Raw genomic sequence first — 15,028 nt, forward strand, 5'->3', positions numbered from 1 at the left:
GCAAGCCCACTCCCACGGTGGTCAGCCCTGTTTCTTGATGATCGCGTCGGCAATGCTCGCCGGTGCCTCGGCATACTTGGTGAATTCCATGGTGTAGCTCGCCCGGCCCTGGGTCATGGAGCGCATCTGGGTGGAGTAGCCGAACATCTCGCCCAGCGGCACCTCGGCCCGCACCACTTTGCCAGCCGGGGTCTCGCCACCTTCCTGAATGACCCCGCGACGTCGACTCAGGTCACCCATGATGTCACCCTGGTATTCCTCAGGTGTCACCACTTCGACTTTCATCACCGGCTCCAGCAGCACGGCGCCGCCTTTTTCCTTCAGTTGTTTGGTCGCCATGGAGGCGGCCACCTTGAAGGCCATCTCGTTGGAGTCGACGTCGTGGTACGAACCATCGAACACGGTCGCTTTCAAGCCGATCAGCGGATACCCGGCCACCACACCGTTTTGCATCTGCTCTTCGATGCCTTTCTGGATCGCCGGGATATACTCGCGCGGCACTACGCCACCGACCACTTCGTTGACGAACTCCAGGCCTTCCTTGCCTTCTTCTCCCGGGGCGAAGCGGATCCAGCAATGCCCGTACTGGCCACGGCCACCGGACTGGCGCACGAACTTGCCTTCGATTTCGCACGTCCTGGTGATTTTTTCGCGGTAGGCCACCTGCGGCTTGCCGATGTTGGCCTCGACCCCGAACTCGCGGCGCATGCGGTCGACGATGATGTCCAGGTGCAGCTCACCCATGCCGGAGATGATCGTCTGCGCGGTTTCTTCGTCGGTGCGTACCCGGAACGACGGGTCCTCCTGGGCCAGCTTGCTCAGGGCAATGCCCATTTTCTCCTGGTCGGCCTTGGTCTTGGGCTCTACCGCCACCGAGATCACCGGGTCGGGAAAGTCCATGCGTTCGAGGATGATAGGCTTGTTGATGTCGCACAGGGTGTCACCGGTGGTGACGTCCTTCATGCCGATCAGCGCGGCGATGTCGCCGGCGCACACGTCCTTTATTTCGGCGCGCTGGTTGGCATGCATCTGCACCATGCGGCCAATCCGCTCCTTCTTGCCCTTGACCGAGTTGAGCACGGCATTGCCCGAACTCAGGACGCCGGAGTACACCCGGGCGAAGGTCAGGGTACCGACGAAGGGGTCGGTGGCAATCTTGAACGCCAGGGCCGAGAACGGTTCATTGTCGTCGGCGTGACGCTCCAGGTGTTTCTCTTCGTCGTCGGGGTCGGTGCCGTGGATGGCCGGGATTTCCGACGGTGCCGGCAGGTAGTCGATCACCGCATCGAGCATCAGGGGCACGCCCTTGTTCTTGAACGAGGAGCCGCAGATGGCCGGGACGATTTCATTGGCCAGGGTGCGCTGGCGCAGCCCGGCCTTGATCTGTTCATTGCTCAGTTCCTGGCCATTGAGGTACAGCTCCATGAACTCGTCATTGGCCTCGGCGGCTGCCTCGATCATGTGGGCACGCCACTCATTGGCCAGGTCCTGCATGTCGGCGGGAATGGCTTCCTCGCGATAGCTGGTGCCCTGGTCGTCTTCGTTCCAGTAGATGGCTTTCATCTTCACCAGGTCGATCTGGCCGACGAAGTGTTCCTCGGCGCCAATCGACAGCTGGATGGGGACCGGGTGGTGCCCCAGGCGCTGGTCGATCTGCTTGACCACCTTGAGAAAATCAGCGCCCTGGCGGTCCATTTTGTTGACGTAGGCCATGCGCGGGACGTGGTACTTGTTGGCCTGGCGCCAGACTGTTTCCGATTGCGGTTCCACCCCATCGGCGCCGCTGAACACCACCACCGCTCCGTCGAGTACCCGCAGCGATCGCTCCACCTCGATGGTGAAATCGACGTGGCCGGGGGTGTCGATGATGTTGAAGCGGTACTTGTCGGGGAACTGCTTGGTCGAGCCCTGCCAGAACGCCGTGGTGGCGGCTGAAGTGATGGTGATGCCGCGCTCTTGCTCCTGGGCCATCCAGTCCATGGTTGCGGCGCCGTCATGCACCTCGCCCATCTTGTGGTTGACCCCGGTGTAGAACAGGATGCGTTCGGTGGTGGTGGTCTTGCCGGCATCAACATGGGCGACGATGCCGATGTTGCGGTACAGCTCGATGGGGGTGGTGCGCGCCATGAGGGGTCACCTGTGCGAAATGCGGAGAAGGGGGTAATCCCAAGGTAGCAGAAGTAGGCAGGCTTGCACGGCGGCGCATGGTTGAACAGGGATCATCCATGCTGTGAGCAACCATCGGTTGTAAAGCGCCCGGTGCCTGACGCTTAATCGTTCTATCCGATTGCCAAGGGAGTACCGTAATGCCGCTGGAAAAGACTGTCGATGCCTGGTGCCAGACTCACCCGCTGATCGCCGAGCTGGTAGCGTTGCGGGCAACCAGCTGGTTCAATCCCGCCATCGCACCCAGCGCCCAGGCCTTGAGCGATGTGCCGCTGAACGCTGAAGACGTCCGCGAGGCCAGCGCGCGATTACAGCGGTTTGCACCGTTCATAGCCTCGGCCTTCGCCGAAACCCGTGCCAGCCACGGCATCATCGAATCGCCGTTGTTGGCGCTGCCCGCCCTGCAGGGAGTGTTGCGCGCCGAGCATCAACTGCCAGAAGGCGGCGCGTTGTGGCTCAAGGCCGACAACCTGCTGCCGATTTCCGGGTCGATCAAGGCCCGCGGCGGAATCTACGAGGTGCTCAAGCACGCCGAAGACCTGGCCCTGGCCGGTGGCCTGCTGCAGCCGGGCGATGACTACGCCAGGCTGGACAGTGACGCGGCGCGGGCATTTTTCAGCCAGTACAGCATTGCCGTGGGCTCCACGGGCAACTTGGGGTTGTCCATCGGCATCATCAGTGCGCGCCTGGGCTTCAAGGCCACGGTTCACATGTCAGCCGATGCCCGGCAATGGAAGAAGGATCGCCTGCGCGCCCACGGTGTAGAGGTACGCGAATACAGCGCCGACTACAGCGTGGCGGTGGAACAGGGACGTCGTGAGGCTGAAGCCGATCCACACTGCCATTTCGTCGATGACGAGAACTCACGCAACCTGTTCCTCGGCTATGCCGTGGCCGCCGAGCGCTTGCAGCGCCAGTTTGTCGAGCAAGGCATCGCAGTGGATGCCGAGCACCCGCTGTTCGTCTATCTGCCGTGCGGCGTGGGCGGTGGGCCTGGTGGCGTGGCGTTTGGCCTCAAGCTGGTATTCGGCGACGCCGTACACTGCCTGTTTGCCGAACCCACGCATTCGCCATGCATGTTGCTCGGCGTTTACACCGGCCTGCATGACCACGTCTCGGTATACGACTTCGGCATCGACAACCACACCGCCGCCGATGGCCTGGCCGTGGGCCGGCCTTCCGGCTTTGTCGGGCGGGCCATGCAGCGCCTGATCGATGGCTACTACACGGTGGACGACGCCACCCTGTACCGCTTGTTGGCGCAAATGCAGGCCTGCGAAGGCCATGAACTGGAGCCGTCGGCACTGGCCGGTGTGCCGGGCATGGTGCAGGTGCTGCAGGAGCAGCAAGGCTATCGCCAGCGCCTGGGGCTCAGTGACACGCGCATGGCGCAGGCCACGCATCTGGTCTGGGGCACGGGTGGCAGCATGGTGCCGCGGACGGAAATGGACGCCTACCTGGCCAAGGGCCGCGTTGAATTGGCCGGGCAGTAGCTGTGCAGACGTTGCCGACTCGCCTCAGCGCCCGCTTGACCGGGGCCCAGTTCGCCAACCTGCATACCTTCGCCGTCGCCGCGAGGCACCTGAGCTTTACCCTGGCGGCCGAGGAACTGTGCCTGACGCCGAGTGCCGTCAGCCATCGCATCGCCCGCCTGGAGCGGGCGCTTTCGTTGCGCCTGTTCGAGCGCCTGACCCGACGCATACGTCTGACGGCGGAAGGCGAACGCTTGTACCGCCTGATACAGGGGGTGGTGGAAAACCTGGAGGAAGCCCTGCAACCGGACTCGACCGCCAGCGTCAGCGGGGCATTGACGCTGTATGCGCGGCCGTCGATCACCCAATGCTGGTTGGTGCCGCGGCTGGCGGACTTCCAGCAACGCTACCCGCAGATCAGCCTGGACATTCGTACCGGTAACGAAGCCGTCGACTTTCGTGCCCGTCACATCGACCTGGCACTGCTCTATGGTGATGGCGAGTTTCCCGGCCTGGCCAGCCACCTGTTGATGACCGAACAGGTGGCGCCGGTGTGCAGCCGGGCCTATGCCGAGCGCCACGGCCTGCTTGATGCGCCGGATCGCCTCGACCAATGCACCCTGTTGCACGATGCCCTGGCCTGGGAACACGCAGCCTTCGACGCCGAGTGGCAGCGCTGGGCCCGACAACACCGGGTGCAACTGCCCAGCGCTGGCCTGACCTTTGATCGCGCCGACCTGTGTGCATTGGCCGCCAGCAACCATGCCGGTGTGGCGATGGGGCGCCAGCGCCTGGTACAGCCGCTGCTGGACCAGGGGTTGCTGATACTGCCGTTGGGCGGCTTCGAGCCGACGGCCGGGCAGGGCTACTACCTGGTACACGCGCCGCGCGAGCCGCTACCGCTGCGGGTCAAGGTGATGGTCGAGTGGCTCCAGGCGTGCGCAGCCGTCGTCGGAGGGTGATGTCTCAAAAGGGCTTGCAGATCTTGCAGGGTCGGTAGCCCGCCGCGCGGGCCGTCTGTGCATCCCAAAAAAATACCCGCTGCTTCACATAGCCGCCCCGGGCGATGGCTCGCAGTGCGCAGGGGCAATCCAGGCGTCCATAGAGCTTGCTGCGGCGGTGCCCGCCCAATTGCCCGGGTTGATCGCTCAGATACACAGCACCATCGGCGCCCAGCAAACGCCATGGCCCGCCGCTCACGGGCAGCCCCTGCGTTCGTGCTCCAGCAGCCAGCGCTTGCGTTCAATACCACCACCGTAACCAGTCAGTGAGCCTGCACTGCCGATCACCCGGTGGCAGGGAATGGCCAGGCTTATCGGGTTCAAGGCATTGGCCAGGCCTACTGCCCGCGCCGCCGAGGGGCTGCCGATAGCGACAGCAATTTGTCCGTAGGTGCGAGTGGTGCCGGTGGGGATCTGCCGCAATGCCGTCCAGACCCGCTGTTGAAAGGCGGTGCCACCCGCGGCTACCGCCAGCGCGTCGAGGGCATGCAGGTCACCAGCAAAATAGTCTTGTACCGGCGTGCTGAACGGCGCCAGATCCGCTGTTTCGCGTAATCTGAGGCCACTGCCGAAGCGGGTGTGGAGCAGCCGTAGCAGGCGTATTTCTGGCTCGTCGAACTCCAGGCCGACCAGTTCGTGCCCATTGCTGACGATCAGTACCTGCCCGATCGGGGCGGGCAGGGTGAGGCGGTATAACAGCAGTTCAGCAGGTGACATCGTCAAAGCCTCAATCTTCCCTGGATAAGTCCTGGCAGATTAAGGGCATCCCGCAGCGACGTCACTCCGCTGTTTGCGGTTGAATTGCCGACAGATCAGAACCAACGATCATTGCGCTTACGGCCACGGGTCAGGGCTGGCAGAATCAAGCCCGCCAGCAAGCCGGCACCGGCGATCCCGCCGCCATACACCATGTAGCGCATCAGCACCTGTTTATTCTCGTCGCCCAGGCGCGCCTGGGTACTGCGCAATTCCGACTGGGTGTCGGCAAGTTCGGCATTGAGCGCCTTGCTGCGGGCTTCCAGTTCATCGATCAACGCCTTGCGCGAATCCAGGGTTTCTTGCATCCCTTGCACGCGAGTCTTCCAGCTGTCGTCGATGGTCTTGAGCTTCTCGCTCAGTTGGCTGACCTGCTCGGTCAACTGCGGTACGCGCTCGGCCTGGCCGGGCACACTCTGCAGATCGCCGCTGGGAATCCACACGGTATCGCCGGACTCGCCACGCACCTGGCTGTAGTTGCCCTGGGTCGTGAGCAGGGTGACTTTCTGTCCGGACTTGAGGTTGCCAACAATCCGATGGCCATCGGTAGGGCCACTGCGTACGTAGGTGGTCAGGCTGTCACTGACCCAGCGCTCGTTGCTGGTGGTTTCTTCCGCCTGCAGCACGCCTGATACGCTCAGCAAAGCACCGAGCATGCCGACCGCCAGCCTGGTGCGTGAGCGGTTGAAAAAGGAAGAACGGGAGGCGAGCGCCGCAGGAACAGGACGAGAGATAGGCATGGTGGTCTTCGCGTGAAATAAAAAATAAAAGCCCGCTGACTGGGCCGGTGAACGTGGGCGTGCGCGCAAGCCGCCAGCTCAAAGACCACTTTTATGTAGGCTGGTTCACTGAAGGGTGTAGGAAAATGGCAGCAAATATTGCGGACACACGCTGTGTCCGCAATAAAACGCAGGAGGGGATCAGCTTACGACGCGGTAGCAGGGCACATATTCAGCACCCCCTGGTAGCTTCATGCGGTGTTGGGCAACGAAGGCTTCCAGCAGTTTGCCCAGGGGCTGCATGACCACGGGATCGCCGTGGATTTCGTACGGGCCTTTTTCTTCGATCAGGCGGATACCGTTGTCCTTGACGTTGCCGGCGACAATTCCGGAGAACGCCCGGCGCAGGTTGGCGGCCAGTTCATGGGCCGGCAGATCGCGGCGCAACTGCAGGCTGGCCATGTTCTCGTGGGTCGGATCGAAGGGGCGCTGAAAGCCTTCTTCGATCTTCAGCAGCCAGTTGAAGTGGAAGGCGTCGGCGCGCTCGCGACGGAACTGCTTGACCTCCTTGAGCCCTTCGACCATCTGTCGGGCCACCTCGGCCGGGTTGTCGATGATGATCTGGTAGTGGCTTTGCGCCTCTTCGCCCAAGGTGGCGCCGACGAAGGCGTGCAGCTGCTGCAGGTACGGCTCGGCGCTCTTCGGCCCGGTGAGGATGACCGGGAACGGCAGGTCGCGGTTGTCCGGGTGCATGAGAATGCCGAGCAGGTACAGGAACTCTTCGGCGGTACCGGCGCCACCGGGAAAGATGATGATGCCGTGGCCGACACGCACAAAGGCTTCCAGGCGCTTTTCGATATCCGGCAGGATCACCAACTCATTGACGATCGGGTTCGGCGCTTCGGCAGCGATGATCCCTGGCTCGGTCAGGCCCAGGTAGCGGCTGCCGCTCATGCGTTGCTTGGCATGGGCGATGGTCGCGCCCTTCATCGGGCCTTTCATCACGCCAGGGCCGCAGCCGGTGCAGACGTCCAGCTTGCGCAGGCCCAGCTCATGGCCGACCTTCTTGGTGTACTGGTATTCCTCGGTACTGATCGAATGACCGCCCCAGCACACCACCATCTTCGGCTCCACGCCCGGGCGCAGGGTGCGGGCGTTGCGCAGCAGGTGGAAGACGTAGTCGGTAATGCCCTGGGAGCTTTCCAGGTCGATGCGCTGGCTGGCCAGTTCGCTTTCGGTGTAGACGATGTCGCGCAGGGCGCTGAACAGCATCTCGCGGGTGCTGGCAATCATCTCGCCATCGACAAAGGCGTCGGCCGGCGCGTTGAGCAGCTCCAGGCGTACACCGCGATCCTGCTGGTGAATACGCACCTCGAAGTCCTTGTAGGCTTCGAGAATGGTCTTGGCGTTGTCGACATGGGCGCCGGTGTTGAGGATTGCCAGGGCGCATTGGCGGAACAGGGTATACAGGCTGCCGGAACCGGCTTCACTCAGTTGCTGGACTTCACGTTGAGACAGTGTTTCAAGGCTGCCTTTTGGGCTTACGGAGGCATTGATGACTTCACGTTGGGGCATTCTGGGTTTCCTGTGAGCGGGTAAACATCCATCTTCCGAATACCACCATACCGACAAATTGTCGCAGCAACGAGAGGCTTTATGCTCAAGTGTGGTTCTGCGCTCTCCAGCCGATGGCAAGCATGGCGTCGAGCAGCCGTTCGGGCTTGAGTGCCAGCGCTTGGTTGCCATTGGCCTTGCGCCCACAGTAATGAGAAAAGTGGCAGTTCTCCGGCGTGGTCGAAGGCGAATTGAAAAGGCCTGGGTGTACCCACCCAGGCATCGAACCTGTTCTCGACCTGATGAGGGGTAACAGGGTCAGGCTTCGATCGGCTTGCGCCAGTCGTCCGAACCTTCGGTGCCAGCGGTGGTGTGGGTCCAGGTAATCTTGCGGTAAGCCATGGCGACTTCGATCAACTGGGTGTAGTTGGCGTTTTGTTCGTCTTGTGCGTGAGGCAAGACAGTGTTGATGTCGACGATGGTGGCATCCTCAAGCTTGGTGGTGAAAAAGTGCTCCTGCTTGCCCTCGGACGAGGTGCGGTACCAGCTGACTTCTACGGTCGGCAGTTTTTCACCGCTGGCCAGGGCCTGGTACATCAACGGAGTGGCTTTGTTCAGCGAACTGGTGAACCGGAACGCCTTGTGTACCCGCTGGCCCGCGGGCTGGCCGCTTTGCGGGTCGGTTGGCACAGTGACCTGATGCTGGATCTGCTGTACCAGGATTTCATCTTCGTGACCCTCGACAAACACATTGCCGACCGAGTCGGAGGTGAAGGCACCCTGGGTGATGTTGCCTTGGGTTTCCCCTTCGATTTTGATGTAGGCGGGTGTTGGCATGGTTATCTCCTGCTTCATTGTCAATCACGCTCACAGCCTGTGAGCGTGGCCATCGGTAGATGGCGTGGGCAACAAGGCCAGGCTGCCAAAACGGCAGTGCGGGCGCTTGTCAGGTGTTTGAACGGTCTGGTGGTTGCCGCCGGCTATAGCCGAAGAATTGCGCCCAGCGACTGCAGCACCTCATGGGTGATCGCTTGCAACTGGTAGGTGTAGAGGCCATACAAAGTGGCCAGAAGAGCCCCGGCGATCAGCAAGGGACTCCACCAGGGCCATTGCCGATTGATGCGAAAGTTGCGTGAGGCCACATTGCTCAACGGGTCGCTGAGTTGTTCGGGAGTGGTGCCTCGCAGGTCACGGATCATGCGCTGCAATCGGCTGATGATCCCTTGCAAGGCCTCATCGCCTTTGGGCTGAATGGCGTATTTGCCCCTCAACCCCATGCACAGGCACAAGTACATGAACTCCAGTACGTCGTGGTAGCGCTGAGGTTCCATCATCATTCGCGACAATACGGTGAAAAATTTCTCGCCTCCCCACGTCTCGTGGTGGAACTCGCTGAGCAGCGGCTTGTGGCTCCAGATGGAGTTGTTGCCCCACGTGGTGCCCAACACGCTTTCGTCCAGGTACAGGCACAACGCATAGGAATAGGCCAGTTGCTGGGCCGGCTCGTAGGGGTGAAGGCGAATTTCTTCGAGCACGGTGGTGACCTGATTGTGTACATCGGCGTACAACGCACCGATGTCGTTGGGGGTATCAGTTGTGCGTAGGCGCATGGCCAGACCGAACAGTGGCATGGCGGCGTCGACCATCGGGTTCTTGAAACCACCCCGCAGCTGGAATTCAGGGTCTGCCGGATAGTGGATATCAAGTACTGCCTTGGCTGATGGCGTGGTTGAGCCCTTCTCAGGCTCAGGCGTTGCGTGCGTGCTGGCAGGGGGCCGCGGAAGCTGGGCCGTCAGAAGCGTTTTATCCAGCGTATATGGCGTGTTGTCGGCTGGAGTCATGTCAATCGCTCCTGATGGCCCAGAACTGCAGCTCGAGGTCAGGGAATTCGCCGGCAATGTGGAAGCCAAAGCCTGTGCTGTCTTTCAAGGCTTGCCAGGCGGCGCTGCGTCGCTCCAGCTCGAAGTAACTGAAACCAGCATGAAACGGCAGCTCGCGCGGCGCCACGGGCAAGGGGGTAAGGGGAATTCCGGGCAGTTGCAGTTGCACAAGGTCGGTCAGTGATTCGAGCGACGCCACCTTGGCCTTTTGCAAGAATTGCTGGCGCAGACTTTCTGCTGGCAGGTTTGCGCGCACTGCAAGTACAAACGCGGCGGTGTCCAACAGGCGTCTGTCTTCCAGGCTGGCGCTTAGAACACCGTACTGTTGCTCGAAAATTGGCAGCGAAATGGCGCGTGGTTGCAACACGGTGCCCAAGGCACGACGCAATGTCTCTTCCAGCGGCCGAAATGAGGTGTGCAATGCGTTGTGTTGATAGGCCGGGTATTCCTGAGGCAAGCGTTGGTGATCGGTAAAGGTCACCAACTCGCCACAGGCCTGGCTAAGGGCAACATAGAGCTGCTCCGAATGCGCATGGGGCTGACGCGCCAGGTGCTGGAAGTAGGGGAACCAACGGTTCAGGGCCTGCAGCAGGTTGAAGTCGGTCACATCGGCGACACCCGACTGCCCGGATGATCCGATGCGCGTAGCCAGGTTGCGCGCACGTTCGCGGAACATGCCGGAAATCTCATCGAGAAAGCGCTTGAGTGCGGGGATCGCCTGCAGGGACACGCTGGTGGGGTAGAACGTCTCGTCCATCAGCAGGCTGCCGTCGGGGCGTTTGTCGAGTACCCGGCCCAGGGCAAGCCGGGTATAGGTGCTGCTGTCGTCGTTGTCGAGCTTGATCTGCAGGTTGGGTACAGCAAGTTCCACCTGAACCAGATCGCCATCGTGGGTATGGGTGTCTTTGAGCTCCTGTGGGCTGGCGATGTAGCGGCGGGTCGCTTCACTGTCGGGCCAGGTCACTTCGCAGCCGCCTTCTGTGCGTAATGGCAGGCACAGGTAGAGTTCCCGCTTGGCGATACCGCCGTCGTGTATTTCAAGGGGGGCAGGAGGCGGCATGTCGGCGGGAATATCGAACACGCTGCCATCGGGCATGACGCCCCTGGCACGGGTGATGGCGACTTTACCGAAGGTCAGGTACTCCTGGTTCAGTTCAAGTTCGCTGAATCCGTAGAAGGCCGGGTTCAAACTGGAAAAACGCTGGTGCGCCGCTGCCTCGGTTGCCCGGGCTTGTTGTTGAAAGTGCTGCGGCTTGACGAACAAACCTTCGCGCCAGATGACCGGGTTGCGTGAACTCATGAGTGGAAATCCAGGAATGGAGTGGAGTTGCTTCGGTGTGCGAGGCTGTTGGCGGGCATCAGCTTTCTTCCTTCAACAGCACCTGTTTATCTTCGACCTGTACTGCCAAGGCGACCTTGCGACCGTGTGGCTCGATACGAAGTGCCTGTTTCCAGGTGACATCGTTTCTATCCCGGTAACTGGCGATCACGGCGATGAATCGAGTTGCCGGTTCGATGGCTTCAAACGGTACGAACTTGAACTGACCTGGCAGCAACAAGTAGTCGTCATCACGAACGTAGGTGCTGCGCAATGCTTTCTGAAGGTCCTCATCAAGGGCGCTGAACGTGGCGTTCAACAGCAACGAGTCATCGCGTAGTTGCAGCACTTTCACGGCAATCGGTGTGGCGATTCGGGTCGCGGTCGCAGGTGGCGTACCCGGCATTGCCAAGTGAACGCCTGCCGCTTCGTAGTGCCCCAGACTGTCGAGCACAGCGGGTGATTGCTCCAGCGTGTCCTGCGGATCTGGCGGTACCGGTGACATGGCCGGAAACTCGCTTTGAAGATGCGCCAGCAAGCCCAGCAGTTTGCCAGTCAGCGCGTGTGGGTCTGCGGCGGTGAGGCTCACCGCATAAGGGGCAGGGGGCATTTCCGATGCATGCGCGGCTACTGCTGGTTCCACACTTCGTGGATTGCCGTTGAGTGTCGGGCTGGCGTACAGGCTCAGGGCTACCTGTGTGGGTTGGTCCCCCAGGCCTCCGACCGCAATCGACGGGTCCATGATGACCTGACCCATTTTGCCCAGAGTGGTGCAGCCACCCAGCACCAGGCATAGCGACACGATTATCGAGTGTGTTCGCAGGCTCATGGGAGCACCGATGTCAGGGTGCAGTTGATCCAGTAATCTTCAGGTCGCGCAGGTGAGCGCAGTGCATCCAGCGCCGCCAGAGGGTCCAGCCCTTCACCCGTTGTCCGTGTTCGGCTCAGTTCGGCGAACACCCGGGACGGCGCGCTGCGCAGGACGGGGATGGGCACTTCGGCGGGGAGATCACGGATGAACGTATCGAGTACCTGTTCGTGCTCATTGATCAACGCCGTCACACAGTGGCGTGCCAGATGCTGTGTGGTTCCGTCTGTGAGGGTATGGATTTGAACCTGAAAGCCGCCGATACGCAGGTGGTCGCCATCGCACAAACGCACGGGTGCGAGTGTTCCGAGGCTCAGGTCATTGTTGTTGAGGTAGGTTTGTCCGCAGCGATCGACCACACAGAAGCAGCCTTCCGTCCAGAGGATTTCGCAGTGGATCGGTTGAACGCTGCAGTCACAGTCGCTCAATCGCCAGCTAGCCCCCTGGCTGCCAATGGTGCCGCCCCGGGTATCAAGCTGGTGGCTGGGCTTGACCCCATGCTGCAGGCGCCCAGGGTTGCAGACGGTCAACGTGAGACGGCTCATGAACGTACCTTGATCCTGACAATGCCTTCGCATTGCCCTTGAATGATTTCAATGAAGCTGGTCCACCCCAGGTGAGTGCCGTGGTTGCGACTCAGGCAAAAGGCAGGCACTTCATCGTCCTTGAGCACCAATTCGAGGTCATATGCCAAGCCGTCGCGCAGGAGAAAGTCGATGAGCGCGCGTATCCGTTCGAAGTGCTCGCCACTGGGCAGGAATTCACGCAAGCGCACCTGGGTAAGCTGGGAAATGACAAGGGTAAATTTGCTGCTGCGCGTGCGCGTTCGCGTGCCGACAGTAAAGTCGTTGCCCAGGTGGCCGTTCTGCCGGCCCAGGCTGAGCATCTGTCGGGGATCAAGCCGGAGCGAACGCGCTTCGAATTCACGAATCTGTACGCAGGGCAAATCAAAGCAATGGGCGATGATCCCTGCGACCGTGCCGGGGGCGCGGCTACGGCTGGCAATGACGCCGGCAAAACTGAGCAGTCGGCCCCAGGGCAGGGCGGTGTTGCCACGCAATTGCCCGTCGTTCAAGCCTATGAGGGCGAATACATAGCGGGAAAAGTCATCGTTGGCTTGCGCCTGAAAGCGGATGTAATAGCGGTACTTGCGCCAGCTGCGATGCAAGAGGCTGAGCAGGTAATGGTTGAAAAAGTCCAGAAAGGCAGGGCGAATACCGATGCCCTGAGTTTGCTCATAGGCAACCTGGTCGAGATAGAAGCCGGGCAAGGGTGAATCGGTACCGTGCAGGCCGAAGAAGGTAGCGCAGACGTTGTAGCGCTGACCGTCCGACGTCTGCATCATACGTTCGGCCTTGCGGATGTCGGAAGCGGGGAACGACAGGCACGCATCGCTTCGTAGCCACACGCGCTGACGTGCTGAGGCAATCGGGCGCTGTGGCTCCAGGTCATCGCCATGCAGCCCGTGCAGCCGCTCCAGTAATTGGAAGAAGTTGTGCTGGTGGGCCTCGGCGAGCAACGTGTTGGCTAGATCAGTGGTTGTCTGCCGGTCAGCAAAGGCCATGTGTAGTGCTCGTTGTTGGTTGTGTTGATCACTTCCAGTTGATGGAAGGAATTGACGCTGGCGTACAGTGCGAAGAAATGCGAAAGGACTGTGCCGAACAGGTACAGGTCGCCTTCGCACAAGAAAGCGTCCTGGTCGAGCTCCAACCGGGTTTGCAGGCCGCGTATGGGCAAGCCCTTGATCAACCAGTCCAGGGGGGCGGTGCGGGCTTGGCCAATACCGTTGAGGCGCTTGCGGGTGGCGCGGGCCTGCTGGATGTCATGCAAGGCCGCGAAGTCATAGGCACTGATCACAGCTTTGAGCGGCTCGGCCGAGAGCAGTGACAGGTAGTTGAGCGACAGGTTGGAGATCAACGTCCATTGCAGTTGACCGTCGAGTACCGGGCGGTAGGGGCGGGTTGGACGAGTGATGTTGCGGTAACTGGCCAGGGGAGGAGTCGCCTCGGTGGCGAGGCTGATGTCGCCCACGCCGAGTGCCAGCGGCAGGTTGCGGTTGGTACACGTCAGGTCTACCGAGGCGGTTTCCAAGTCTCCGATGTAGGCACTCTCGTCGCCGCGCACGAAAGCGATTCGGTGTTCCAGCCCGTCACCCCGTAGCGATTCTTCGACTTTGCAGCGGTAATACAATGCCGTTCGGCCCCGGGCGACTTCAATCTCGTGGGCGAATGACTCGAAGGGCTGGAAGATTCGCAGCCGTTCGCTGCTATTGCCATCCGTCGCCACGCGCCAGCTTGCCACCTGGTCGACGCTGAAGATCTCGTAGGCATCCGGGCGCTGGCCGCTGGGCGTGAGGCGTATCTGGTCGGCGTGGCCAGCAAGGTCAATGGGTTCGGCGCTGTGTTCGAACAGGTTGATTGCCGGTGCGCAAAACAAGCTGAAGTCACCATTACCAACACGCAGGGTCGCGGGCAGGGGGCGGCTGAAGTGAAATTCCAGGCAGATCTTGCGGCTGTCCTGATCGGGCCATAGGCGGCTCAACTGCGTCAGGGTGAAAAAGTGAAAGCGCTGCGGGAAGACAAAATATTCCTGCAGTATCCGATAGCCGTCAAAAACGTTGCGAGGGTAGGGCAGTAGTGCTTCTTCGGGGGTGAATCCGGGAAACGCCAGCGAGCTTGCCGGCAGTTGTCGACGTTCCCCGTTGACTGTGATGCTGACAGCGCTCAGGTAGTGCGAAAGCCACAGATAAAGGCTCTGTGCGTTTCGGTCATCACCGCTGAGGTGGAAGTCAAGGCGATCACAGCCCAAGGTGTTCAAGGGCCTGTTCACCAGGGTGTCCAGGTCGATACACACGGTGGAGCGTTCGCGCGTATGCGTGGCGTCGACATTGGCAATGGCAAGGGGATAGATATTGACCTCTGTGCAGGTTCGATACTCACAGGCCACGCCTTCGACAGGGTGTGCGAACAGTCGAGCGCCCTTGGGAATGCATTGTTGCTCGCTGATCGATTGCTCCACAGGGGTGAACTGAACGATCGTCGCGCTGGGCAGGGGGCGCAAGTAGTTGGGCCAGAGCATTTGCAACAGTGAATGGGTGAGCTCTGGCAGGTCATCCTCGAGTTTCAGGCGTAACTTGGCAGTCAGAAATGCAAAGCCTTCCAACAGTCGTTCGACGTCCGGGTCCCCGCCTTGTTCACCCAGGAAACGGCTCAGTTGCGGGTTGTCCTGGGCAAACTCGGCACCCAACTCTCGCAGGTAGCTCAACTCTTCGCCAAAGCGGTCTTTGAGGGTCAT

At 61.0% G+C, this 15,028-nt stretch carries 14 protein-coding genes; 2 read left to right on the forward strand and 12 right to left on the reverse strand.

The genetic code is table 11. The annotated features are described in order from the left end of the window. Nucleotides 1–21: 21 nt before the first annotated feature. On the reverse strand, nt 22–2,127 hold the full coding sequence (fusA, locus tag H621_RS0103680) for an elongation factor G (protein ID WP_028942061.1): 2,106 nt from the start codon (nt 2,125–2,127) through the stop codon (nt 22–24). A gap of 179 nt (nt 2,128–2,306) precedes the next feature. Here fusA and dsdA point away from each other — a divergent pair, with 179 nt between their 5' ends. Together dsdA and dsdC are read left to right on the forward strand one after the other, a co-directional pair. Next, nucleotides 2,307–3,659 carry a D-serine ammonia-lyase gene (gene dsdA / locus H621_RS0103685; protein ID WP_028942062.1) on the forward strand — a complete coding sequence of 451 codons (1,353 nt, stop codon included), beginning with the start codon at nt 2,307–2,309 and terminating at the stop codon, nt 3,657–3,659. Nucleotides 3,660–3,661: 2 nt separating this feature from the next. Then, nucleotides 3,662–4,600: a DNA-binding transcriptional regulator DsdC gene (gene dsdC, locus H621_RS0103690; RefSeq protein WP_028942063.1), complete on the forward strand. Its 939-nt coding sequence runs from the start codon at nt 3,662–3,664 to the stop codon at nt 4,598–4,600. A gap of 4 nt (nt 4,601–4,604) precedes the next feature. On the opposite strand, the gene H621_RS0103695 is transcribed toward dsdC, so the two are convergent. The 11 genes from H621_RS0103695 to tssF form a co-directional block, all read right to left on the reverse strand. Continuing rightward, the gene (locus H621_RS0103695) at nt 4,605–4,838 is read right to left on the reverse strand and encodes an Ada metal-binding domain-containing protein (protein WP_084167916.1); all 234 of its coding nucleotides are present in this window, start codon (nt 4,836–4,838) and stop codon (nt 4,605–4,607) included. Next, entirely contained in the window at nt 4,835–5,356 is a 522-nt protein-coding gene (locus H621_RS29085) for a methylated-DNA--[protein]-cysteine S-methyltransferase (RefSeq protein WP_051270410.1), read from the reverse strand. The genes H621_RS0103695 and H621_RS29085 overlap by 4 nt, the downstream gene beginning before the upstream one ends. 95 nt (nt 5,357–5,451) lie before the next feature. Further along, nucleotides 5,452–6,135, reverse strand: a complete 684-nt coding sequence (locus H621_RS0103705) for a TIGR04211 family SH3 domain-containing protein (protein ID WP_028942066.1) — start codon at nt 6,133–6,135, stop codon at nt 5,452–5,454. A gap of 180 nt (nt 6,136–6,315) precedes the next feature. Continuing rightward, nucleotides 6,316–7,689, reverse strand: coding sequence for a nucleotide 5'-monophosphate nucleosidase PpnN (ppnN, locus tag H621_RS0103710; protein WP_028942067.1), 1,374 nt, complete (start codon nt 7,687–7,689; stop codon nt 6,316–6,318). A gap of 297 nt (nt 7,690–7,986) precedes the next feature. Then, nucleotides 7,987–8,505 (reverse strand): Hcp family type VI secretion system effector, encoded by a 519-nt coding sequence (locus H621_RS0103715; protein ID WP_028942068.1) that lies wholly within the window; start codon nt 8,503–8,505, stop codon nt 7,987–7,989. A 143-nt stretch (nt 8,506–8,648) separates the two neighbouring features. Continuing rightward, nucleotides 8,649–9,509 (reverse strand): type IVB secretion system protein IcmH/DotU, encoded by an 861-nt coding sequence (icmH, locus tag H621_RS0103720; protein ID WP_084167917.1) that lies wholly within the window; start codon nt 9,507–9,509, stop codon nt 8,649–8,651. Between the two features lies 1 nt (nt 9,510). Beyond that, nucleotides 9,511–10,848 (reverse strand): type VI secretion system baseplate subunit TssK, encoded by a 1,338-nt coding sequence (gene tssK / locus H621_RS0103725; RefSeq protein ID WP_028942070.1) that lies wholly within the window; start codon nt 10,846–10,848, stop codon nt 9,511–9,513. 58 nt (nt 10,849–10,906) lie between these two features. Next, complete coding sequence (tssJ, locus tag H621_RS0103730) at nt 10,907–11,695, reverse strand: type VI secretion system lipoprotein TssJ (protein WP_084167918.1); 789 nt, start codon at nt 11,693–11,695, stop codon at nt 10,907–10,909. After that, nucleotides 11,692–12,279, reverse strand: a complete 588-nt coding sequence (locus H621_RS27715) for an FHA domain-containing protein (RefSeq protein WP_051270413.1) — start codon at nt 12,277–12,279, stop codon at nt 11,692–11,694. The genes tssJ and H621_RS27715 overlap by 4 nt, the downstream gene beginning before the upstream one ends. Continuing rightward, the gene (gene tssG, locus H621_RS0103740) at nt 12,276–13,298 is read right to left on the reverse strand and encodes a type VI secretion system baseplate subunit TssG (protein WP_028942072.1); all 1,023 of its coding nucleotides are present in this window, start codon (nt 13,296–13,298) and stop codon (nt 12,276–12,278) included. The genes H621_RS27715 and tssG overlap by 4 nt, the downstream gene beginning before the upstream one ends. Next, nucleotides 13,262–15,028, reverse strand: coding sequence for a type VI secretion system baseplate subunit TssF (gene tssF, locus H621_RS0103745; RefSeq protein WP_028942073.1), 1,767 nt, complete (start codon nt 15,026–15,028; stop codon nt 13,262–13,264). The genes tssG and tssF overlap by 37 nt, the downstream gene beginning before the upstream one ends.

It is taken from the genome of Pseudomonas vranovensis DSM 16006 (assembly GCF_000425805.1).
Taxonomy (GTDB): Bacteria; Pseudomonadota; Gammaproteobacteria; order Pseudomonadales; family Pseudomonadaceae; genus Aquipseudomonas; species Aquipseudomonas vranovensis.

Coding starts and splice junctions, on each gene's coding strand:
- fusA (WP_028942061.1), bottom strand. CDS start 2,127: ATGGCGCGCACCACCCCCATCGAGCTGTACCGCAACATCGGCATCGTC.
- ppnN (WP_028942067.1), bottom strand. CDS start 7,689: ATGCCCCAACGTGAAGTCATCAATGCCTCCGTAAGCCCAAAAGGCAGC.
- tssG (WP_028942072.1), bottom strand. CDS start 13,298: ATGGCCTTTGCTGACCGGCAGACAACCACTGATCTAGCCAACACGTTG.
- H621_RS0103705 (WP_028942066.1), bottom strand. CDS start 6,135: ATGCCTATCTCTCGTCCTGTTCCTGCGGCGCTCGCCTCCCGTTCTTCC.
- H621_RS29085 (WP_051270410.1), bottom strand. CDS start 5,356: ATGTCACCTGCTGAACTGCTGTTATACCGCCTCACCCTGCCCGCCCCG.
- icmH (WP_084167917.1), bottom strand. CDS start 9,509: ATGACTCCAGCCGACAACACGCCATATACGCTGGATAAAACGCTTCTG.
- tssJ (WP_084167918.1), bottom strand. CDS start 11,695: ATGAGCCTGCGAACACACTCGATAATCGTGTCGCTATGCCTGGTGCTG.
- tssF (WP_028942073.1), bottom strand. CDS start 15,028: ATGACCCTCAAAGACCGCTTTGGCGAAGAGTTGAGCTACCTGCGAGAG.
- H621_RS0103715 (WP_028942068.1), bottom strand. CDS start 8,505: ATGCCAACACCCGCCTACATCAAAATCGAAGGGGAAACCCAAGGCAAC.
- H621_RS27715 (WP_051270413.1), bottom strand. CDS start 12,279: ATGAGCCGTCTCACGTTGACCGTCTGCAACCCTGGGCGCCTGCAGCAT.
- tssK (WP_028942070.1), bottom strand. CDS start 10,848: ATGAGTTCACGCAACCCGGTCATCTGGCGCGAAGGTTTGTTCGTCAAG.
- dsdA (WP_028942062.1), top strand. CDS start 2,307: ATGCCGCTGGAAAAGACTGTCGATGCCTGGTGCCAGACTCACCCGCTG.